This window comes from Winogradskyella ursingii, assembly GCF_013403975.1.
GTDB lineage: Bacteria > Bacteroidota > Bacteroidia > Flavobacteriales > Flavobacteriaceae > Winogradskyella > Winogradskyella ursingii.
Genome location: NZ_JABFDH010000001.1, coordinates 279,016 through 302,721, shown reverse-complemented (window position 1 = coordinate 302,721; position 23,706 = coordinate 279,016). Strand labels below are relative to the sequence as shown.

Below are 23,706 nucleotides of genomic sequence, written 5' to 3'. Positions count from 1 at the left end.
AGGTTTTATTTGAATTCCTTTATGTCATCACTTAAATCATACACTGTTACATCATTAAGTTTTTTATGAAGAATACTACTTCCAGCAGCACTGCGATAACCACCTGCGCAATGCACTACAATTGGGTTATCTGTAGGTATATCTTCAGACGTATCTCGAAGTTCATTTAGAGGATGAGCTAAGGCGCTATCAAAATATTTTCCTTCTTCAATTTCGCTTTTATTACGAATGTCTATAATGGTATAATTATCAGGATTGTTCTTAAAGTCTTTCAAGTCCAAGGCCTGGGTAGAAACTAAATTTTTATCAGAAAGCGTTATAACTTGCTTTAATTGTTTTTCATAACCTATTTTAGCCACACGGTGCAAATGTTTTTCTTTGTTTTCTTTACTATCTATAACTAAAGTAAATTCTTCTTCTGGTTCTACAATGGCACCTAACCAAGTTTCAAATTTTGCATTATCTGAAACTGCCTGAATGTTAAAACTGCCTTCAAGATGTCCTTTTTTAAAGATTTCCTCATCGCGAACGTCAACAATTAAACCTTTGGCTGTAGCATTTTCCTTAAATGGGATTCTATCTATGGATGGTTGAACATTCTCTGCACCATCTTTATTTGTATCTACATCATAACCAAAATATGAGGGTATGAATGGTTGACTATCCAAAAGTTTCTCTATGAATTCTTCTTTCGATTGTTCTTTAAAAGCCCAATTGCCCATTCGTTCGTTACCTAAAGTACTGCTGTTGTCATCACTCATACTTTTTCCACAAAGTGAACCTGCACCGTGAGCGGGATAAACAATGGCATCATCTGGTAAACCATTGAACTTATTCTGTATGGTATCATACATCATTTCAGCCAACTCTTCTCGTTTGGCTTGCATATTTCCTGCCTTTTCGCGTAAGTCTGGACGACCAACATCGCCTATAAATAGCGTATCGCCAGTAAAAAGTACTGTTTTATCATTTTGGGTTGCAACTACCGTTATACTATCTGGCGAGTGGCCTGGTGTATTGATTGCCGTTAGTACAACATTACCAATTTTTAAGGTGCCGCCTTCATCAAAAGCGGTGTGTGGGTAATCTGCACCGGTTTTTTCACTGTTATAAATTGTTGCACCGGTTTCTTTATGAATCTGTAAATGGGAACTTACAAAATCTGCGTGGGGATGTGTTTCAATAACTGCAACGATTTTAGCATTGTTGGCTTTTGCGAAATCGTAGTACTGCTTCGGGTCACGCTCTGGGTCAATAACGGCCATTTTGCCTTCGCTTATAATCGCATAGGAATAATGCGCCAATGGTTTGTATTCAAATTGTTTTATATCCATAATTTTATGATTAAATTTTTTCGTTCATTTCAAAAATAATTGGAATCTCAACCAATAGTGGTAACCTTTGATACACAAGTTAATGTTTTAAAAAAAGATTAACATTTACCCTAAAACAAGCTTACAATTAATATCAGTTACTAATGATGCCCCCAAAGTATTTTGGGTATTGTGTTTTTCCTTATTTATTCTCTTTCTGAAATGGATATATAAGTTGTTGCCAAAAAGTTTTCGGAAAACTTTCATCGCCTTGAAAACCAATTTCCAAATTACGGCCACTTTTAGGTACGTGGGCAGTACCAAATAAATAATCCCATATACTAAGTGTGAGACCAAAGTTCATCCCGTATTTAAATTGTTTGGGGAACTCTTTAGCGTGATGCCAAATGTGCATTCTTGGGTTGTTAAATATATAGCCTAAATAACCATAGCTCCAGCCTAAATTGGCGTGATTGAGATGCCCAACAAAAACGGCAAACATATGAACAATAAAAAATTCTTGTATGCCAAAACCAATCATTGCCAATGGGATATACTGTATAGTTTTATATACTATAGTTTCCAAAAAATGAAACCGAAACTGTGCCGCAAAGCCCATTTCTTTAACGCTGTGGTGTACTTTATGAAATTTCCATAACCAAGATACGCGGTGCAACAATCTATGCACGTTCCATTGGACAAAATCTGCAATTAAAAACATAATCAACAATTGCGACCATTCTGGTAGCGATTGAACTTCAATAGCCACTATATTGTTTACACCAAAACTACTAAGAAAATCATCGAATAGGGCGACGCCTACATTTGATAAGGCGTTGTAACCTACAAGAGAAAATAGGAAAAAGTTAAACAGTATATAGAAAGCATCCAGCCAAAATCCTTTTCTAAAAATAGGTTGTTTTTTTCGCCAGGGAATAATGATTTCCAAAGCGAAAACCATCAAAGAAAGCCCAATAAGCCAATAGAAATAGTTGATCCAAGAGGGGTTTGATATTTCATAAACAAGGTAATCCCAATAGCCAATAAAAGATTCTATTATTATGTCAATGTATTTTTCCATCCTTGTATTTTACATTGTTAGTTCTTTGTAGATTATATAAATACCCATTACAAGAACGAACCATCCAAATACTTTCTTGAGTTTCTTTCCGTCTATAAATTTATTGAGCCATATCCCAATAAAAATGCCCACAACCGAAATTGCTGTAAAAATAAGAAGGAATGGCCAGTCAATATCTAAATTCTGAACATCGCCCAAAAAACCAATCAGAGATTTAATCGCGATTATTAAAAGGGATGTCGCAACTGCTTTTTTCATTGGCAATTTTGCTAAGAGAACCAAGGCAGGTATAATTAAAAAGCCACCGCCTGCACCTACTATACCTGTAATAGTTCCCACCACCAAACCTTCTATAATTATTAAAGGATAGTTATAGGTTATTTGAGCTTCCTCGTCAATTTCTTTTCGCTTGTTTCGAATCATTGAAACAGATGCGAGCAACATAATAATGGCAAAAAAGAGCATTATGGCCAGATTCTTCGTGACCATAAAACTGTTTACACTAAAAAGTTCTTCAGGAATAGCAGGAATTAAGAATGCCCGAGTAAGATAAACAGCTATAAAAGCTGGGACAGCAAAAATGATGGCTGTTCTATAATCCACCATCCCTTTCATCATATTTTTAATTGCGCCAATAAGAGATGTTGCTCCCACCACAAATAATGAATATGCTGTTGCAATTACTGGGTTAAGCGCAAGTGCATACACCAAGATAGGAACGGTAAGAATTGAGCCACCACCACCAATCAACCCTAATACAAGTCCTATCAAAAGAGCACCTACGTAACCTAAAATTTCTACGATTTCCATTTGTTCAGAAAATTATGGAACAAATGTACGTGTCGGTATGTTCAAAGTCTGTAACTGTTGTTACAGGACTTCAATAAAACTGCGGTGCAATTTTAACTTATTGCTATTTTCCATTTTCTTCAGCAGGCGTGAAATTACCACACGACTGGTATGCAGGTCTTGTGCAATCTCTTTGTGAGTTGAGTATATGTGTTTGCTATTTAATATTTCCATTTTATCCTGAAGATATTTTTCCAATCGCTCATCCATATTATTAAATGCAATATTGTCTATACTGTCCAACATTTCCATCATTCGGTTATGGTAACTGTTGTAAACAAAATGTCTCCAGGTTTTATAAGAACTGGACCACTCTTCCATTTTGGCAACTGGTACTTTAAGAATCTTGACATCAGTCTCTGCAATCGCGTGTATTTCACTTTTTGTGCTTCCCAAACAACAATTCATTGACATCGCACAGGTTCCTCCTTCTTCTAAATGATAAAGCAATAACTCATTTCCGTCATCATCAGGACGCATTATTTTAATACTACCTTGAATTACCAATGGTATAAAATGGATGAATTGTTCAACTCTAATTAAGTCTTGACCTTCAGAAATTTGACTAAATTCCCCAACCTCAATCATCTCGCTGATTAGGGCAGGTTCAAACTGACTAAAATATGTGGTTTTAAATAATTTCTCCAAAATATACTTTATGGTCGTGTAAATTTATTATCATCAAATTTAAATAGAAAAAAATCCATCCGATCACTTTACACACTTTTTTCTTACAGGATAAGTTTGAATGCCCTTGATAGCCCATTTTTTAATGGTAAAATTTAGTGACACCTTATGGAATGATAAATCAAAATCCAGTTTGAGGTACTGGACAAACCTATATTAACTTTATGCCATAGCATAGACTTCATCAAACAGCTTTTTATCCAACCGCTCTTGTTGTCCGAAGCTTTTCTTCAAAACGTTATGAAGTACCGAGTTGAAGGCATTGTAACCCAACCATAGATTTGGTTCTTCGTTGAGCAACAAGGCTTCGTAGTTCAATATTTCGATAACCTCGCGAGACTTTTTTGAAGGGTCGCTGTTCTTGTCGCTACATTCGTATCTGAACAGTTTCGTTCTGTCGAGAATTGCCTTCACAAATTCTTGTGTATCGATGATTTTAAATTCTTTCATCTTGTCGAATTTCTTGGTAATGGTATAGAATTCATTATCCAAAAATTTATCGAATAGATTGTTCAGCCTCGGCATAATGAGGTGCGTATTGTTCTTATTGTGCTTGATTGAAAACTCAATTTCAGCCTGGGAAACGTGTAGGCCATTGGAACATACTTCTCTATAAAAACCAAAGTGACCAGAGGTCTTTTCGCTACCATCATACGAGTTCTTGAACCGAAGCATCGGCAGTATCAAGTCCTTATCGTTCTTAACCGTAAACTGGCTTTTGTCGTCGATGATAAAGTCGGTAATAAACGACCTATCATTCTTGTTGATGGTGCGTTTGTGGAAGTTCAGTTGTGCATCGGTCAACATTTCCTCGGCTTTCTTAAAGAATAGTTGATTCGGAATGTGTCCGTAGCTATTCGAGACCACATTGACGATTTTGCCATTTGAGATAATGACATTTTCAAGACCTCGTCGGGATTCCATCTGTGTCAGACTTTTTAAGGATTTCATTTCTGATGGAACAAAGATTTCATCCTGTTGCAAATTTTGTAAATACATAACTTTTGAATTTTAGTTAAACAATATTTGAGCAGTACCCAAACGGAAGCTAAAATCTCAGCTCAAAAGGAAACGGAATAAATAAGCGTAGGATGTCGCGTGGGCTTTATGCCGTAGTCTTTTGATGGGTGTGTTTTACGAGTTTACCTTTGCGCTAACTATTGATTGATAACCCCCTTTTTCTACTCATCACTTTTATGAATCATCATAAAAAAGAAAAAGGGCCAGCACGAATGCCGACCCTTCTTCCGAACAACAAAAGCTAATCGTTGAGTTCCTGAATTTGCTTTTCAAGAACCGCTATGCGCTCTTTCAAACGTTCCTCACGCTTGTCTCTCTTCTCGGTATATTCCTTTTCTATGCCGGCAATCTTGGATTTGTAATATCCTTTCATTGCGTTGTAAAATGAAATGTTTGTCAGATTATTGACGTGATTGCTTTCGCCAAAATGCACTTGCTTTGTGAGCATATAGCGTATCAACTTGTGAAAGATTTCCTTTTTGAACTTCTTCTTGAAACTCTCTACCATTTCAACTTTGGTCATCTTTGAAGTTTCCCATAAGAACTTTGAGAAATACTTTCGTTGACTCATATAGTCCACATTGTTCTCAAATAGCGATATCGAGAATGCCACCATTTCATCTGTTGAAAGTGTCTTCTTCGTATCGATGTATTTTGTCTCACGAATCATCTGCACAACTTCTTCAAACTGCTTGTTGTTCTCAATTTGCTTCTTCCGGATTTCCCTTTCGTTGATTTTAACAATTTGTTCTTCCGGTGTACAGTCTGCCATTTTTCTGTTGGCCAATGGTGCCGAATATTCCGTAGAATCGTTTTTGGATTTTTCAACAATCCTTACAAAGATTTCCTTGTGCTGAAATGAATCTGGATGGAACACGATACCGTTTTTAAATCCATCTACTTTTGCTGAATTGAATTTTTCCAATGCTTCTTTATAATTCTGCATTGCTTCATCCAATTCTGCCTTTAATTCATCTTCAGAATATTCGTAATGTTGATATTCTTTCTGAATAGCTTCGATTGTTGGCTCAATCGGATTCTCTATAATTTCAACATCGTCCAATAGATAGACTATCAATCCGTTCTTTTCTAATTGAGATATAATGAGCCGATTGTTCTCGTCATCTACCCAATATTGTCGTATTTCAGGAATCAATAGTATGTTCTCTTTCTTGGACTTTTCAATCAGGTTCAAGAACGATTTACTTTTCTTAGTTTCAAAACAGGCTGCTTTTGTGCAGACCATTTTTCCTTCGCCGAACAGATTGCCTTGATTTGCGGCGTTGAAAGGACATTCAACACAAGACCCAGCTTTTGGGACCAATTTTTTATCGGCTACATCAAAAGATGCTTTTTCCAAATCATAGGTCTGGTCTTTAATCATCCTGTTTATCTGATGTGCATTAAAATCTTCGCCCATCGTTTCTAACATCATCTGTTGTTCTTCCGGCTCGAAGAGTGCGACACCAACGCCTAATGAAATTGTCATCTCACCATTACGGACAAAGTGCTTAAAACCGTCAATCAATCCAGCCAGTTTTAGACGCTGTCTGATGAAGTTATCCGTTCTACCCAATCGCTTCGCAATTTCGGTAGGTGTATATCTCTCACTTAGGTAAGCAATCGCCTCAGCTTCTTCGGTGGGCTCGACATCCTGTCTTTGCAGGTTCTCGATAATCTGAACTTCCAGAACATCGTTGTTCTCATAAGTTCTTACGATACAGGGTAAGGACTTTTTTCCTGCAAGCTTGCTCGCACGATATCGACGTTCGCCCATCACGATGATGTAATGGCCATTTAGTTGCCTTACCGTGATTGGCTGCAACACACCGTGCTTTTCGATACTCTCAGAAAGCTGCTTTAACGCATCCTCGTTAAAGGTCTTTCTCGGCTGTTCAAGGTCAGGCTTGATTTTACCCAATGGTAAGTTCTGAATTTGAAGTACGGATGATTTTTTTCCGCTAACTTCTTTTTTGGCAGTTGCTTTTGCTCTACTGCGCTTCTTTGTGGTACTCGCTTTTGTTGTCATAATACTCAAATTTTTGATTAAACAATATTTGAGCAGAAACCAAACGGAAGATAAAATCTTGGCTCAAAAGGAAACGGAATAAATGGGTAAGGGAAGAAGCGTTGGCTTTATGCCGTAGTCTTTTGATGGAAGTATTTTACGAGTTTAAATTGCGGATATATTGTATGATAATACACTCTATATTTTATTAAAATAATTTACTGGAAAAGCACAAAAGTTATAAAGTTTGAATTAACATATTAAGTTTAGTTTATTAATGGTCTATTACTTATTGGAATCAATCACACTACCACAGGTTAACATTGCATCACCATAGTATGGATTTCTAATTTCTTCTTCAGCACTCAACCAAACTGCACCTTTATTGTTGTTTGCCATCGGGCATTTTTGGACATAGTAATTTGTTGAGTTTTCTATGTTCATAGCAATAGGTACGATATTCTTGTTTAGAATGACAAAGTGAGCACGCTGGTTTTCCAGATTGTCGTTTGTGGCGATAGCATCCAGCATCTCAATACTTTTGGTAAGATGTTGCTTTTCCATCTTGCCTAAATCTGATGTAGAAATTTCCTTTAATTTCTTTGATGTCGCTTTCGCGAAAGTGGAAACCTGACCAGCATCGCTTTCTACCAATGCATCTTTCATTTTGAGATACGACGGTAATGCTTCATTAAATGCAGAACTAAAACTGTTACTGAAACTCATTTCCATATCGCCCATCATAGCTGATTCGTCCTGCATCATTTGCTGATTCATCATTGATTTTTTACCCTGTAATTGTGCTGCTGCATCTACCGTGAACGTTCCATTGGTAACAATTTCATCGCCGTTATTTAATCCAGCCGATAATTGGTAAGTTTCGCCAGAGCGATTGCCCAAGGTTACTTCGCGCATTTCAAATACAGGCTCGTTAGGATTGGTTTTTACATATACCAATGAGCGCTCGCCCGTCCATAGTACAGCACTTGCAGGCACGGTAAGTGTATTTTCCATAGTTTGCGTTGCGCCCTTGACCTTACCCGTCACAAACATTCCTGGCTTAAATAGGTCATCTCTATTTTGCAGAGTCGCACGTATTGTTACCGTTCGTGTGGTATTGTTTAAAACAGGATCAATAAAAGAAATAGTGCCTTCAAATTCCTTATTGGGATAAGCATTGGTCGTGATATTGATTTTTTGCCCCACATTGAACTGTGATAGCTGATTTTCATAAGCATCAAATTCTGCCCAAACCGAATTAAGATTGCTCAACTTCACAATAGGCTGTCCTTGATTTACATAATCGCCCTGTGCTGCCATTACTTCTGATACCGTTCCGGAAACCGTTGCATAAATGGGGAAGTTTTCGCGAACTGTTCCACTTTCTTCTATGGCATTGATTTGAGTGTCTGAAAGTTTCCAGTTTTTGAGTTTGTTTCGCACGGCATTATATAAAGCCGGTTGTGATGCTTTGAATGATGCTGCGGTAATCAGTTCCTGTTGTGCCGCTACAAGGTCTGGCGCGTAAATAGTAGCCAATAGCTGACCACGGTTTACTTGCTGTCCTTCATAATTAACATTGAGTTGTTCTATCCTGCCTTTAAAATAGCTGGATTGTACGGTATTGTTTTCTTCGTTTGCAGCTATTTTTCCCGAAAGGGATACCATCCCATCATCATCGCTGGCTTCTGCATTGCCCACGATAGTGGTTTGGATATTTGCTAATGCCATTGCATTTTCAGTCATTTTTATTTCGTTTGCCGCGAGACCTTCAGCACCAGCTTCAGCAAGGATTAAGTCCATCCCACATATAGGACAATCGCCAGCTTCGGGTTGCATAATCTGTGGATGCATTGAGCAGGTCCACATTTGTTCAACGGTTTCCCCAGAATGATCGTGTTGATCAGACATATCCGATAAGTCTTTTACAGGACTCCTGTCATTCGTTGAGCCTCCAAATATAAGCCACCCTCCTAATAAGCCTACTATAAGAGCAAGACCTATGAATATTACATTCTTTTTCATATCACCTAATTTATTATATGTTCTTAAGACTAACTAAATAATTATTTAGTCTTAAGTATTGTTGCGAACAAGCTTTAATTTTAAAAGAATAAGTACAATTACTATTCCTCTTTTTGGTTTTCTAATCTATATATTATCTTTTTCATTTGAGCAATCTCACGCAACTGTGCCTCTATAATTTCCTCAGCAAGTTTTTTGGCTTCCGGATCTTTTATATCGGCTCTTTTACTCGTTAAGATAGCGATAGAGTGGTGTGGAATCATTGCTTTCATCCAGAGAACGTCACCTACAGTTGATTTTTGTTCGCGTACCAGACCCAATGCACTCACAAAAAGTATTAAACTCCCCAAATAAATAGCTATGTTCTTTTTTTTGTTCTTATACATATTTAGCATTAATGACAACATAATTACTGCCATTGCAGCTATACCGAGGCAAACCATATAAAATCTTGTAAGGCTGAACCAAACGTGGTCCCATTCGTAGGTATTTAGGTACATTGTGATGTACATTGCTATAAATGAAAGCCCAAGCATAGCCATAAACTTTCCGTAAGTATTTTTCTTCATTCCGTCTTTTGTGTTTTCTTTTGAATCCATTGTTTTTGGTTTTTAAATTATTATTTATTTGAACTTCTTCTTTAATTTTCTGATCGATGGCGAACTGATATACCATAATACGAAACCGCTCAATACGGTTATCAATCCCAAAAGTGAAAATGCCCTTAACAACAACGTGTTGAAATTATCCCTTCCCTGGTAATCCATTGTATGTGTCATCCAAAGGAAATCGAACCAACGCCAATCCCTGTGTCTCACCGTTTGAAATGCACCATTTTCAACTGCCACATAGGCTTTTAAATTTTGTGGTGTCTCATACGAAATTTCATAGGCTGGAAGTGGGCGACCGCGATATTCGTGATGTGGGCTTACAGAATAGACTAATTGAATTTTTGCTATTTCTAAATCGTTCAACATATACCTACTTGCAACTTGTTGAGCCTCTTTTTTAGAAATCCCATTTTTCCTTTGTCCTGTTCTGGCATTATAAAGCTGTGCTTCATTAATCCAATAGTAAGGTTCATTTGCTATTTCCAGTAATTCCAAAGAATGTACAGGCTCATTTATAGCAAGTTGGGATGTGCTGAGCAAATCATTAAATGAGGTCTGCACAGGTGCTTCTTTCTTAAATTGGTCACCGTGTATCTCGTCGATATCCGTCCAGCTGAAATACATTCCACTAATCGTCCACATCAGAAACTGAATACCTAAAAAGATACCCAAATAGCGGTGCGCTTTTCTAATCCATTTCGCTGTTTTTCTGTTCACCATTTTACTTTACTTCAAAAGGAAACTCAATCGTTACTTTTTCCCAACTCATTGAGATTGTTCCTGAAGTCTCAGTTGTTTTGTTTATTTTGTACTCTAAATGTTCCTTGATTTCTTCGGGAATTTTAGGCGTTGCTTTAAATCGTAATACATCATCGCTCGCATCATAATCATCCTTTCCGTGTTGGTTCCAATTCCTGTTGAAAATGACAGTCCATTCTTCTTGATTCGGAATTACAAAAAATCCATATTTTCCGGCTTTTAATACCTTGCCATCAATTTCTAAATCCTTATTTGTTTCCAACCAAGTAGCCATATGGGCACCAGCCTGCCAGACTTGGTCGTAAGCCAACAGTCCACCGAAAATAATTCTATCCCTTACGCCTGGCGATGAATAATCGATATGAATATGAGCATCGCCGACCATTGCTATTGTTTCGGTATGCGGACTTAATGGTTTTTTCTTGTCGGGTTCAGCGGTTTTAGAAACTGTTTCTATTTCTTTCGTCACAACTTCTTTGGTCTTTTCACCTTTTTGTTCGCAAGAAGAAAGTACTATTAGGACAAATATGTAATACTGTATTTTCATAGATAATGTTATTTAATTGTTTTGGTTCTTAATCGAAGGGCATTTAAAATTACCGATACGGAACTGAAGCTCATCGCCAAGGCAGCAATCATTGGTGATAGTAGCAATCCGAAAACAGGATATAGTACACCCGCAGCAATGGGCACACCCAAGGTGTTGTATATAAATGCAAAAAAGAGATTTTGTTTGATATTACGCATTACTTTATGGCTTAGGTTTCTCGCTTTAACAATTCCTTGTAAATCGCCTTTTACCAATGTTATCATTGCGCTTTCTATCGCTACATCCGTTCCTGTTCCCATAGCAATTCCTACATCACTTTTAGCCAATGCAGGGGCATCGTTGATTCCATCACCTGCCATAGCGACTACTTTTCCGTTTTCTTGTAGTTTTTCTACTTCTTTGAGCTTGTCTTCTGGTAACATACTGGCTTTAAAATCTGCCAAGTTTAATTCTGATGCTACGGCTTGTGCTGTTTCGTGGTTATCGCCAGTTAGCATTATCACATCGATGCCTTTATCTTGAAGTGCTTTAATAGCATTGGCACTTGTTTCCTTTATCTTATCGCCAATGACTACGTAGCCAGCAACTATTTTATCTATTGCCAAATAAGAAACTGTCTTACCTTGTTTTTGATACGTCTGTGCTTCGGTAATCATTTCTTTTGAAAGCGAAGCATTTGCATACTCCATCATTTTTGCATTTCCCAATGCAAGACTTTTTCCATTTACCTTGCCTTCCACACCTTTTCCGGTTACCGCACTAAAGTCTTCAGTTTTTAAAAGTTCAGTTTTATTTTCCTTTCCATATTTTACGGTAGCTTCAGCCAAAGGATGCTCACTTGAACTGTTCAAGGAAGCGATAAGTTGAAGTATTTCGCTTTCGCGAAAGCGGTCCCCAAAAGCATCCATTTTTTCAACGGTTGGTTTTCCTTCTGTAATCGTTCCTGTTTTATCTACAATAAGGGTATCTACCTTATCCATTTTCTCCAAAGCTTCAGCATTTTTGATGAGCACCCCATTTTGAGCACCCTTTCCGACTCCTACCATCACCGACATAGGTGTTGCCAAACCTAAAGCGCAGGGACAAGCGATAATTAATACGGCAATAGCATTGACTAAGGCATATACATAAGTTGGTTCTGGTCCCCATATTGCCCAAACCACAAAAGTTATGAGTGAAATAATGACCACTATAGGCACAAAATAACCAGAAACTGTATCGGCTAATTTTTGAATGGGTGCACGACTTCTACTGGCGTCGTTCACCATATGAATGATTTGCGATAGCAAAGTCTCACTACCTACCTTTTCAGCTTTCATTAAAAAGGATTGATTGCCATTGATAGTGCCGCTACTTACCTTATCATCTATTGCTTTGTTTACAGGAATAGGTTCGCCCGTAATCATCGATTCATCTACCGTAGTGCTTCCTTCTGTAATCACACCATCCACAGGAATTTTATCCCCTGGCTTCACACGTAAAATGTCACCTTTTTCTATCTGGTCGATACTGACTTCTTCTTCAAGGCCATCTACAACTTTTATAGCTTTATTAGGTGCTAATTTCAACAGCTCTTTTACTGCGCTGTTGGTTTTGCTATGGGCACGGGCTTCGAGTACTTGGCCCAGTAATACCAACGTTAAGATTACGGTGGTAGCTTCATAGTAAACAAATACGGTCCCAGAATTGGTCTTGAATTGGGCCGGGAAAATATCAGGAAACAACATACCAAAGACACTGAATAGCCAAGCTACCCCTGTGCCAATTCCAATAAGGGTAAACATATTAAGATTCCACGTCTTGATGCTACGGTACGCTCGCTCATAAAACATCCAGGTGGCATAAAAAACAACTGGTAGAGATAAACCGAATTGAATCCAATTCCAATATTCTATCTCTAATAAATTTTCCAATGGGTTACTGGTCAACATTTCGGACATTGCAATGATAAAAATGGGCAATGTGAAAGCAACCGCTACCCAAAACTTTTTTAATAGTTTTTTATAGGTTTTTTCCTCTGCGGACAAATCGGGTTCCATAGGCACCAAATCCATTCCACAGATAGGGCAATCGCCCGGTTGATCACGAACGATTTCTGGATGCATTGGGCAAGTATATTGCGTTTCAGAAGTCGCCGTTAGGTTTACTTCTTCGACCAAGTCCATTCCGCAAACGGGACAGTCGCCTGGTTGGTCGTAAGTTTTATCACCTTCGCAATGCATTGGGCAATAGAATGTCCCCGTTCCTTTACCCTTAGGTTTCTCAACTTTCTGTTTATCGTGGGTATGCTGATGTTCGCCATTCTGATGGATGCTGTATTGACCACCCTTAGCTTTAAGCGCCTCTTGAAATTTTTCGATTGGAATATGGGATTCCATTTCAATGGTCGCTTCAGCTTTTTCTAAATCTACAGTTGCATTGGTAACACCTTCTACTTTAGAAAGCGTTTCTTCAACGTGTTTTCTACAACCATTGCAGGTCATACCGTGTATGTGATATTTGTGTTTCATAGTTATTGTATAAAGATTTTTACAATCAATCCACCTGCTAACCACACATAGCAAATGAAGGCCGCATATTTTAATATTGTTTCCAGTAATGGACTTTTTGGTGCCATTTCACTCATTGAATGCTCAACATCCTTTTTCTTGTAAAATCCTAAATAAATCAGGTATCCTGAAATCATAAGAAAAGTAATATTTAAGTAGAATGTATAATCAATCTTGAAATGGTCTTTATCCTGAATCTTGACTTGCGAAGGGTCTGGTAACATACTCAGCAAGTCGAATGAATAATGCAGGGCCAAAGATGTTCCAATTAGAGCCGTAAAAAGTAGAAACAAAATGAAAAACGACATTTTCCAACCATAATATTTAGCGTTAATTCGTAATACTGGGAAAACAACCAAATCGCTAAAAATAAATGCCATAACACCCGCAAAACTTACGCCCTTACCAAATAGTAGGGCTGCTAAAGGTATGTTGCCCATAGAACCGATAAAGGTCAAAAATGCAGCAACTGGCCCCACGACAATATGCTCCAGAACTTCGAGAAAGGTAAAATCAGTTTTGCCTTGACCACTGTTGATAAACAGGGTTTGGAAAAATGAATCAGGGACAAAGGCCGCTACGATTCCTGCAATGGTAAAGCCTACTGTTACGTCCTTCCAGACCATCTGCCATTCCATTTTATACTTCTTGGCGACCCGTGACCAGCTATCTTCCTGTTGTATCTGCTTTTTCCAGTCTTTGGAACCATCCATTTCATCATCGTCCTGCCCTTCAAGGTTTTTTTTCGCTTTTTCAATGAGTTTTTTGGGATTGATGATACGAATGAGAATCCAGCATATAAGTATGAGCAATATACCGCCAACATATTCCCCAACCACGAACTGCCATCCCAAAAAGATGGAAATAATGATTCCCAATTCGATGACTAAATTGGTTGATGCCAGCAGGAAGGCAATAGAGGACACAAAACTCGCCCCTTTTTTGAAGAGAGATTTTGCACTTGCCAATGCAGCAAAACTGCACGAGCTACTGATAAATCCGAAGAATGTACCCAACAGCACACTTTTGGATTCGTCTTTCCCCATCGTTTTCTGCATACGTTTTTCCGTCACAAAAATCTGTATCATACTACTGATTATGTAGCCCAAGATGAATGCCCACAAAGCCATCCAGAAAAATCCCGTTGTGGTATAGGCAGCTTCGCCCCATTGTTTTAAAAACTCGCTCACAGGTTAAATTTTATTTTGCATTCCTTGATGATGAATGGGTTTTAACTATCTGCCATTTATCATCTATCTTCTTAAGGATAGAAGTCGCCACCCCTTTTTTCTTTATGGTTCGGGTATTGCCTTTATCATCGGGATTGAGAACTATGGTGTAGACATAAGTTTCGGTAGTAAACGCATAGGGCAAATCTACTTCTGCATCAATTTCATAATCTGAAAATTCAAATTTCTTGAAATGCCCCAATTCTGGACCCAAATGATGTTCTATATAGTGGGCGTAGGTGCCTTCAACACCACCAGATTCAAAAACCTCGGAATCTTCTGTGAATAGGTCAAAAGTACCTTCAGTTGTCAAGTTTTGTAACGCATCCTTATAGGTTTTCATTACTTTTAGAACAGCTTCTTTCTCGGTGCCTAAATCTACGTTTTGACTAAACATTTGGCCTGTGGCAAACGTAAGTAGCATTAGGATTGTTGTTAATTTTAGAGTTTTCATAATTTTTGTTATTTAGGGTTATTTATTTACTCGAATTCTATTCACGTTTGCGATACCAAATACAAGGACAAAAAATCTGAGAGCCACTTCAAGTGCCACCAAGGTTTTAGCTGTAATCGTTTTTGGAACTATATCACCGTAGCCTACAGATGAGAATGTAATTAGACTGAAATAGGACATATCGAAAAATGTCAACAGCCCATTATTTCCGGAACTATTATTTATCTTAAAATGAGTAGAATCAAAAAAATGTAATGCTGTATAGTCTAAAGCGAATGAAAGTACAATCAGGACAATTAAAAATCCGAATAACATCAAAACGTGGCTCAGCAAATGGCTCTGTCCGATAATTTTCATTAATTGATTAAAGGATAGGGCTATGATAAATCCTATCTTTATTAGTGTTATAGCCAATAGTATAATCACTGCGTAAGTAGCATTAATATTAGGCAAAACATACAGCCCGATAGCTGTAGCAATAAGCACTACCAATAGTACGTACTTTGAACTATTGAAAAGTTGCCCATAAAAGGCAGCCGTGGTTTCTATGTCCTTTTCGTCACACATTCTTTTGAGGGTTTTATAAAAATTTCTTCATATGTCTTTGTTTCGGTTTCGTTTATTAATTTTTCTATGTTTTCACATTAACTTTTATTAATTACAATTAGTTGCCAGTTAATTTTAATACTAAAGCCCCAAGAACTACGACGGCTATAACAGTATATATTATATAATTGAACCACTTTTTTAACGGGTTTTTGATCTGTGCTTTGCTATTACCTGTATTGCAACAATCTTTCATTACCTATTTATTTTTCAGTTTTCTTTAATGAAGCTGCAACCCTAAATTTATACTTGATAATGAGAGGCGAACTGTTATTAACCAATCAACCATTTCAAATGTTCACCTCCCAAAACCAAGTACTCTTCACTAAACTTCTCTTTTTCAAAAGTTTTAAATTGCCTGACATAGGAAGAGAGATGTTATTATTTTAAGGGTTTAATCCCTCTCCCTTGTGCAGGCTGCTACTAACCAAATCAACTTTTCTATTTCACAAAATCTGTTGTACCTAATTAAGAGAAAGGGTTTCATTAACCAACCAAACAGTATGCACCCTCTCTCTTATTAGGACTTAAATTTTTGCCTGACCTGGGAAGGAACTAACACTAACCATCATCTATTTTTCCTTCCCACGACAGGACTTAATGACTACTCAAGATATTCCGGACATTTTATGTATTCTGTTAACTAATAAACCAGAACAACAAAAAATGCTTAGGGAAGGGATTATCTACTGAATAGTCTTTTGTACTTTGCCGCATTTAAGCATTCTACTGCCGTAATATGGGTTTCTTATCTCGTTGTTTGTACTTAACCAAGCACTACCCTTATCGTACATAGGGCAAAATTGTTGGTACAGTGTGTTCTTTGTTCCTGTAATCGCCACCATATCCGTTATATCTTTGCTCAATGTTTTAAAATGCTCTCTTTGATGGTCAATAGCACTTTCAGCAATATGTTCTGCGTGTTCTGTAGCATCTTCTATAATATCGGCCAATTCTTCTTGCTGTTCTTTGGTATAGCTACTGGTATCAAAGGCTTTAAGAGAAGCTACCAATTTTGCACCTTCTTGGGCTGCCTTTTTGGTATCGTCTGCCACCAAGGCATTCTTTAGACTGAAATAATCATTTAAAATTGCTTCTGCTTTTGCATCACTGTTCATATCCATCATTTTGCCGTGGTCCATTTTATGGTCCATCTTCATTTTTTCCTTTTCCTGCGCATTGGTAAAAGAAACTGCCAACAATAACATAGTGGCTATACTCATTTTTAACTTTTTCATCTTTTTATTTTTTAATTATTTATAAGCTGTCTTTTAATTGTGTTACCCAGTTGATTATTTCTTCTGCCTCCGCTTCTGAAAACTTTGCGTCTCTATGAATCAAGGTATAAGAATCCAAAGGCATTTCGCCATTTTCAATCTGGTTGATGATAGACCTTAACTTACTGGTCTTTCTTCGGCTTGATAGTGAATCCCATTCATTGAAATTTAGTTCGGCCTTGCCTTCTTTAATATGGTCTTCCAAAAACCAAGCAACAGGCTGAACTTTATTATACCAAGGGTATTGCGTATTATTACTGTGACAATCATAGCAGGATACCTGTAACTTGTTTTGAATGTTCTCTGGAACATTATTAACCAACATAAAATCAGTTTCGGGTACCATATTACTTTGGTTGCGTGTTGTGGGTATAAATTGAATCCCCACAAACGCTACCAATAACACTACCGCTATGATTTTTACTACTTTCATTTAGTTGATTTCTCGCTGTACTTCGCCACAGGTTAACATTTTGCTACCGTAGTAAGGATTGCGTACTTCCTCTTTAGTACTTAACCACGCCGTTCCGCCATCATACATAGGGCAAAACTGCTCGTAGAGTTTCATCTCTGTACCTGTTATAGCAACCATATCTATAACATCTTTACTTAAAACTTTAAAGTGCTCTCGCTGATGTGCTATATCACTTTCTGAAATGTGTTCTGCGTGTTCAATTGCATCTTCCATAATATCCTTGAGATCCTGTTGTTCACTATCTGAATAGCTGGATGCATCAAAACTTCCTAAAGTACTTGCAAGCGTTGCGCCCAATTCTTTTGCCTTATCATTGTCATCGCCTACAAGAGCATCTTTCAAGTTGAAGTAATCTTTCAGGATTGCTTCTGCTTTTGCATCTTGATTGTCACTCATTGACATATCGTCTTTGTCATCCATAGGCTCTTGGTACATCTCGTTGCTCATTGGTGCTGCAGGTTCATTTTTACTTCCGTCTTTACAAGCAGTAACACTAACTAAAGCTATTGCGATTATGGGTATAATTAATTTTTGTTTAATCGTTTTCATCTTTGTTTATTTAAGGGTTATTTATTAATAGTTTTCTTTACCGACCCACATTTCAACATTTTATCTCCGAAATAGGGATTGGTTATTTCCTTAACGTCGGCATACCAAAAGGCACCTTCATTGTTAAATGCCATTGGGCAGAATTTTTTGTATATGGTTCCTTCAGATAGTGCATCTTCAAACATTGGCCCTGCCTTTTCGGTAAATTGTGCGAACAATTCTCTCAGGGTTTTAATGTCTTCAGTATTGGCCATATCTTGCGCTAAGTTTTTCATCTCCATTCTTTCTTCGCCAAAAGAGGCAGCCATATCCTTACTTATGGATCTTGCCTTTTCTGCATCGTCTCTTACAAGTGCCATCTTGATTTCAAGATAATTATGCCATACTTTTCCCGTCATTCCGTCAATAAAACCTTGGTCTGCGATATCTGCGGTTTTTTTCTTGGCCGCCTTCACCTCTTCAGGGGTGTTAATTTCTACGGTTTGTTTTTCCTTACAGCTTACAATTGCAATGAGTGCAAGGGTTAGAATTGAAGTTTTTAATAGTGTTTTCATTGTTTTTGAGTTAAATTATTATTCTATAGTTTAAAATGTTTTGGACCTAAATGGTCTAAGATTCCTTTTAAATCTTGTCCTACGCTTTTTGCTATTTCTTCTATTTCAGATTTGTCAGAGATGGCCCAAGTTGTCTCAACGTCTTCAATAGAAACCTCGATTAAAGAAGCATCATCGATTGCTTTGATGCTAATTTTACAAGGCACGAGTGAGGTCATTTGGATATCGTTGGACAGTAAGTTGGCAGCCGTTTCTTTATGACAAACCATCATAATTATTAGGTGAGACATATCGATGTTATAGTCCTTCAGATAGTCCTTGACATCCATTTCTCCGATGATGTCAAATCCTTTGTCCTTTAAAACATCTCTTAACTGTGTTAGTGCCTCATCAAAAGTTATGGAACCGTAGCGTCTAACAATACTGTAAGATGTGTTTCGGCTCTCAGTATAATTCTGACTATGCAATCTTTGTTTTTTGTCCTCGCTATTTTCCATAACTCTTCTGTTTTATTAGCTGTATTTGTTTTTTTAATTCTTTATTCAATTTCTTTGAACTTTCAGTTGGTATATTTCACAATTCAAGTAAGATTTTTAAAAACTTTAACTACCAAAGTTTTACTTTTTTCTTCTTCCAGAAATAAGAAAAATCACCCATACAAGAATGGCTATACCAATTATCCAATACAATAGCATCATAATTTTATTCTTTTTTTGTTAAACATTTATTTTTTTATTCTTTGATATCAATCATAATTTCTCATTCATTTTCATTTGATTTTCTTCATTTTTATTTTTCAAGAACCATTTTTCACCTAAAAAAATCAATACTATCAGTATTGCGGCTACAATTACGACCAATAGGTCACTAGAAGCCTTTATCCATAAGAATGCGGCCAAAACAATACAATCCAATAATATTGCTGTATATAGAATAGAGGCACGGGCGTTTATGTCTTTTCTCATATTTTTAAGTACGCCCCAGTGAATTCCTACATCCATAATTAGATAGAAAATAGCACCTAATGATGCAATTCTTGTAAGGTCAAAAAGAATGGTCATTGTGAGCGCCAATACCACAGTATAAATGAGCATATGTTTTTGCAACTTACCAGGTAACCCAAAATGTTTATGGGGAATTAGATTCATCTGAGTTAGCATTGTAGTCATCCTTGACACTGCAAAAATGCTTGCTACCACACCTGAAATAGTAGCTATGATAGCGATACCCACAGTGAACCATAATCCGTACTTTCCGAAAGCAGGCCTTGATGCCTCGGCCAATGAATAGTCCTTAGCTTTGATTATCTCTTCAATAGTAAGATTAGAAGAAACAGCGAATGCAACAAGTAGATATACCACGGTACAGATAACAAGTGAAATTATTATAGCACGTCCTACATTTTTATTGGGATTGGTGATTTCCTCACCGCTATTTGTGATTGTAGTAAAGCCCTTATAAGCTAAAATTGAAAGAGCCAAGGCTCCTAAATAATTGGTAATAGGGTATTCTGTCAAACTTTCTGAAGGGACAACTTCAGAAAATGAAAATCCTGCCGCCCATAATCCACCAATGGCAAAAATTGCAATACCTCCAATTTTTAAAATAGCCATTGCAAAGGAAGATTTGCCAATGATATTGTTTCCAGAAATATTGATTAAAAACGCAACGATTAACAGTACTACCCCAAGGATAGGCACCCAAACACTATTGTCATTTATATCGAATAATTGAAGCGTGTACGAACCAAAAGTACGTGCTACCAAACTTTCATTAATCACCATTGAAAATGCCATTAGCAAGGCTCCAGAAGCTGTTACCACACCCTTACCATATATCTTTTTTAGATAGGTAGCAATACCGCCAGCAGATGGATACGCATTGGAAAGTTTCACATACGTATATGCACTAAATCCTGAAATGATAGCACCTACAAGAAAAGCATACGGAAACCATTGCCCTGATAACTCAGCTACCTGTCCTAACAAGGCAAATATTCCTGCACCTATCATTACACCAGTACCAAGCGACACCGCTCCGGTTAAACTCAAACTATTTTTCTTGTATTGTGCCATTTATTAAAATCTGACTAAAAGGCCGCCTCCCCAGCCATAACGATTATTGTAATTTCCTTGTATTGAAAAATTTCTGGAAACGATGTATGCGAGCCCTACCAACCATTGGGTTTCGCTTTCAAAAGATTTATTATTTTCCAAATCATTGACCCAACCAAAATCCGCTCTGTACTCATACTCTCCTTCTAAAAATATTCTTGGAAAAATCAACAACTCTCTATCCAGCCGTATCCTTGGGCGTAATTGATGGTCCATACTCACATCTACATTAAATCTGTAAGGCGTAAAGTATTTAACCCCGACCAGTCCAACGGTATTAAATGTATCGTAAGAATCTGGTGTAGAAGTTTCGGTATTTACCCCTGCATATACGCGTACCCAATCATTGAGGTATCGATTATAATTTACTTCTATCTCGGCATTTTGGTCATAATCAAACTCGGCGCGCAGTCCAAATTCGTTACGGATGTTGCTCGACATCAAAAACAGCTCGTTAAAGTTTGATCCTACGCGTGCAGCCCCCCAAGAATAATAGAGGTCAGTCTCGTGTATAAGCTTTTCAACCGGAAATTCCTCCATCCGTTCATCTCGTGGTGTATCATAACTAAATATACGGTTCATACCACTCATTAAATGATACAATATGTGACAGTGAAAGAACCAATCACCATACTCTTCGTTATAGAATTCAATGACCACTTTTTGCATCGGTGGCACATTGACCGTATGTTTTAAGGGCGAACGCTCCCCGTTTTCATTGATTACCCTAAAGAAATGCCCGTGCAAATGCATTGGGTGGTGCATCATTGTTATGTTATTTAGTGTGATTCTTGTTACTTCTCCTCCTTTTATTTTGATTTTATCGGTTTCAGAAAGTGGTACGCCATTCATACTCCATACATAGCGCTGCATATTTCCTGTTAGGTTGAGCAGAATATCATTTACCGGTATGTCTTTCTTATAAGTGGTTTCTTCCTTTGCCTTTAAGAAATCATAGTTAAAATAGGTTTTACGAGTACTGTAATCAAAAGTGGCACTGTCTTTTTGCATCTTGGACATATCGTGATTCATATGGTCTTTCATTTTGCTCGATGCTTCGGTATGGCTCATTGGCATAGAGTCCTTTTTCATCTCCATTGTATTGTCCATATCCATTTTGTCATCTTTCATTTCCATTTGCTTCTTCATTGTACCTTCATCCATTGACATATTATTGTTCATTTTCATCTGCCCATCTTTCATATCCATCTTCATTCCATATTTCTGCATCAAAAACTCCGGTGTTTTTTTCTTTCTGTTTCCCACCAATGCAGGTGCACCCATTTTCATATCCATTTTTGCCATTTGCTTCATCATTGCTACTTTGTCTGGCCTATCTATTACCGTTGCCGGAAAAAGTTTTCCATTTCCCAAACGGATTGAAGTATTGCCAGAACCATCCTGTGCCGTGGCGGTAATTTCTAAAGTCCCTTCCGGAATAGTAACAATAACATCATAGGTCTCTGCCACTGCAAAAAGAAATCGGCTTTTATGTACGGGCTCTACATCCACACCATCACCTGAAACTATCATTGGATTACCCCCTCCAAAATCCACCCAATAATAGGATGAAGCCGATGCATTTATAAAGCGAAGCCTGATTTTTTCTCCTGCTTTAAACTTTGGGTATTCTGCTACTCTTTTTCCATTGGATAAAAAAGCAGGGTAGTAAATATCTGTTATGTCTGCTCCCTCCATACGGTCTCGCCAGAATTTGAATTGGGCTCCCAATGCGCCCTCTTTGATGACTCTACTTAAGGGCACTGATGTACCCTTTTTTACCTGATACCATTCGTTAGCCCTTTTGAGGTTGCGTAGCACATTCATAGGTTTTTCATTGGTCCAATCAGAAAGTACCACAACCAAATCTTTATCATAATCCAATGTCTTTTCTTTTGGATGAATGATAATAGAGCCATAAACTCCCTTTTGTTCCTGTAATAAAGTATGTGAATGATACCAATAGGTGCCGGATTGATTAATAGGAATTCTATACTGAAAAGTTGTGCCAGGTTCAATTGGCGGCGTAGTTAAATAAGGCACACCGTCATAGAAATTTGGAAGGATTAAACCGTGCCAATGCACTGAAGTTTCTTCGTCCATTTTATTGGTCACATTGATTATGGCAAGGTCTCCTTCATTAAATTCTAATGTAGGGCCAGGAATGCTGCCATTTATAGTCATTCCATTGGCCGTTACGCCTCCAAGGGTCATTTCCTTTTGTTCCAAGGTAAGATTGTACTCTTTTACAGGTCGTCCTTCTTCTTTACGGTCATCACCGTTTGTTCCGACTTGGCCAAATGTAACCGAGGTAAGGAACAATAGAAGTGTTGTATTGATTATGTTTGTTATTTTCATAGTTCTTAATTTTATTTTAATAAAATTACTGTTGTAAATCAACTGCTTGTGTCATAATTATGGTTGTTATCTACATAATTTTGTCCAATGAATTCCTAAAATTTTTCTGTTGGGATTTATAGGCTGTCAAGCTCATTCCCGTTTCATTTTTAAATTGACTGCTCAAATGATTAATATGGCTATAACCCAGAAGTTGTCCCATTTCGGTAAAGTTGAGTTCCTTGCCTTGAATCAATTCTTTCACCTTTTCAATTTTCAATTTGATGAAATACTTTTCAATGGTAATTCCTTCAGTAAAAGAGAATACCTTACTGATTTTTGAGTATTCTTGACCCAATGCTTCTGCTAAATGCACGGATAATTTCTCGTTTAGTTCTAAAGGCAATTTTTGTAATGCTTTAATCAGTTCTACCTTAACCTGCTCTGTGAGTTTTTCTTCGGTACTATCTATAAGGGAAAAACCATTGTTTTCGAGCAACGTTTCCAATTTTTGGATTTCATCATCGCTCTCGATATTGAGACGCAAACGGCCTAATTCGATTTGTAACAATTCGATATTTTGCTTATCCAGTTCATCCCTTAAAACCTTGATACATCTATCACATACCATATTCTTTATGTAAAAATCATTGACCATA

At 37.4% G+C, this 23,706-nt stretch carries 22 protein-coding genes; all 22 read right to left on the bottom strand.

Translation table 11 applies throughout. From position 1 onward, the window contains the following. Positions 1–5: 5 nt before the first annotated feature. The 22 genes from HM983_RS01415 to HM983_RS01310 all read right to left on the bottom strand — a co-directional run bounded on the left by HM983_RS01415 (position 6) and on the right by HM983_RS01310 (position 23,705). Positions 6–1,334 (bottom strand): MBL fold metallo-hydrolase, encoded by a 1,329-nt coding sequence (locus HM983_RS01415; protein WP_179343502.1) that lies wholly within the window; start codon positions 1,332–1,334, stop codon positions 6–8. A 181-nt stretch (positions 1,335–1,515) separates the two neighbouring features. Further along, positions 1,516–2,394, bottom strand: a complete 879-nt coding sequence (locus HM983_RS01410; protein ID WP_179343500.1) for a sterol desaturase family protein — start codon at positions 2,392–2,394, stop codon at positions 1,516–1,518. Positions 2,395–2,403: 9 nt separating this feature from the next. Further along, complete coding sequence (locus HM983_RS01405) at positions 2,404–3,204, bottom strand: sulfite exporter TauE/SafE family protein (protein ID WP_179343498.1); 801 nt, start codon at positions 3,202–3,204, stop codon at positions 2,404–2,406. Between the two features lie 60 nt (positions 3,205–3,264). Next, complete coding sequence (locus HM983_RS01400) at positions 3,265–3,831, bottom strand: Crp/Fnr family transcriptional regulator (RefSeq protein ID WP_394366245.1); 567 nt, start codon at positions 3,829–3,831, stop codon at positions 3,265–3,267. Positions 3,832–4,092: 261 nt separating this feature from the next. After that, positions 4,093–4,929 (bottom strand): DUF932 domain-containing protein, encoded by an 837-nt coding sequence (locus tag HM983_RS01395; protein ID WP_115122592.1) that lies wholly within the window; start codon positions 4,927–4,929, stop codon positions 4,093–4,095. A gap of 262 nt (positions 4,930–5,191) precedes the next feature. After that, positions 5,192–6,979 carry a ParB/RepB/Spo0J family partition protein gene (locus tag HM983_RS01390; protein ID WP_115122591.1) on the bottom strand — a complete coding sequence of 596 codons (1,788 nt, stop codon included), beginning with the start codon at positions 6,977–6,979 and terminating at the stop codon, positions 5,192–5,194. A gap of 264 nt (positions 6,980–7,243) precedes the next feature. Continuing rightward, complete coding sequence (locus HM983_RS01385) at positions 7,244–8,983, bottom strand: efflux RND transporter periplasmic adaptor subunit (RefSeq protein ID WP_115122590.1); 1,740 nt, start codon at positions 8,981–8,983, stop codon at positions 7,244–7,246. 101 nt (positions 8,984–9,084) lie between these two features. Further along, complete coding sequence (locus HM983_RS01380) at positions 9,085–9,582, bottom strand: DUF305 domain-containing protein (protein WP_115122589.1); 498 nt, start codon at positions 9,580–9,582, stop codon at positions 9,085–9,087. Positions 9,583–9,606: 24 nt separating this feature from the next. Further along, positions 9,607–10,314: a PepSY domain-containing protein gene (locus HM983_RS01375; RefSeq protein WP_115122588.1), complete on the bottom strand. Its 708-nt coding sequence runs from the start codon at positions 10,312–10,314 to the stop codon at positions 9,607–9,609. A gap of 1 nt (position 10,315) precedes the next feature. Further along, positions 10,316–10,900, bottom strand: a complete 585-nt coding sequence (locus HM983_RS01370; RefSeq protein WP_115122587.1) for a DUF2911 domain-containing protein — start codon at positions 10,898–10,900, stop codon at positions 10,316–10,318. 8 nt (positions 10,901–10,908) lie between these two features. After that, positions 10,909–13,413 (bottom strand): heavy metal translocating P-type ATPase, encoded by a 2,505-nt coding sequence (locus HM983_RS01365; RefSeq protein WP_115122586.1) that lies wholly within the window; start codon positions 13,411–13,413, stop codon positions 10,909–10,911. Positions 13,414–13,415: 2 nt separating this feature from the next. Next, the gene (locus tag HM983_RS01360; RefSeq protein WP_115122585.1) at positions 13,416–14,642 is read right to left on the bottom strand and encodes a permease; all 1,227 of its coding nucleotides are present in this window, start codon (positions 14,640–14,642) and stop codon (positions 13,416–13,418) included. Positions 14,643–14,652: 10 nt separating this feature from the next. Continuing rightward, complete coding sequence (locus tag HM983_RS01355; RefSeq protein WP_115122584.1) at positions 14,653–15,135, bottom strand: nuclear transport factor 2 family protein; 483 nt, start codon at positions 15,133–15,135, stop codon at positions 14,653–14,655. Positions 15,136–15,153: 18 nt separating this feature from the next. Beyond that, the gene (locus tag HM983_RS01350) at positions 15,154–15,702 is read right to left on the bottom strand and encodes an ion channel (RefSeq protein WP_115122583.1); all 549 of its coding nucleotides are present in this window, start codon (positions 15,700–15,702) and stop codon (positions 15,154–15,156) included. Positions 15,703–16,427: 725 nt separating this feature from the next. Continuing rightward, complete coding sequence (locus HM983_RS01345; protein WP_115122582.1) at positions 16,428–16,979, bottom strand: DUF3347 domain-containing protein; 552 nt, start codon at positions 16,977–16,979, stop codon at positions 16,428–16,430. 19 nt (positions 16,980–16,998) lie between these two features. Further along, positions 16,999–17,451: a heme-binding domain-containing protein gene (locus HM983_RS01340; RefSeq protein ID WP_115122581.1), complete on the bottom strand. Its 453-nt coding sequence runs from the start codon at positions 17,449–17,451 to the stop codon at positions 16,999–17,001. Further along, positions 17,452–18,042 carry a DUF3347 domain-containing protein gene (locus HM983_RS01335; RefSeq protein WP_115122580.1) on the bottom strand — a complete coding sequence of 197 codons (591 nt, stop codon included), beginning with the start codon at positions 18,040–18,042 and terminating at the stop codon, positions 17,452–17,454. A gap of 17 nt (positions 18,043–18,059) precedes the next feature. Further along, positions 18,060–18,596 (bottom strand): DUF3347 domain-containing protein, encoded by a 537-nt coding sequence (locus HM983_RS01330; RefSeq protein ID WP_115122579.1) that lies wholly within the window; start codon positions 18,594–18,596, stop codon positions 18,060–18,062. 23 nt (positions 18,597–18,619) lie between these two features. Further along, on the bottom strand, positions 18,620–19,093 hold the full coding sequence (locus HM983_RS01325) for a DUF302 domain-containing protein (RefSeq protein ID WP_115122578.1): 474 nt from the start codon (positions 19,091–19,093) through the stop codon (positions 18,620–18,622). Positions 19,094–19,345: 252 nt separating this feature from the next. After that, positions 19,346–20,671, bottom strand: a complete 1,326-nt coding sequence (locus HM983_RS01320) for an APC family permease (RefSeq protein WP_115122577.1) — start codon at positions 20,669–20,671, stop codon at positions 19,346–19,348. Between the two features lie 3 nt (positions 20,672–20,674). Beyond that, positions 20,675–23,068, bottom strand: coding sequence for a multicopper oxidase domain-containing protein (locus tag HM983_RS01315; RefSeq protein WP_115122576.1), 2,394 nt, complete (start codon positions 23,066–23,068; stop codon positions 20,675–20,677). A 70-nt stretch (positions 23,069–23,138) separates the two neighbouring features. Then, the gene (locus HM983_RS01310; protein ID WP_179343496.1) at positions 23,139–23,705 is read right to left on the bottom strand and encodes a helix-turn-helix domain-containing protein; all 567 of its coding nucleotides are present in this window, start codon (positions 23,703–23,705) and stop codon (positions 23,139–23,141) included. Between the last annotated feature and the right edge of the window lies 1 nt (position 23,706).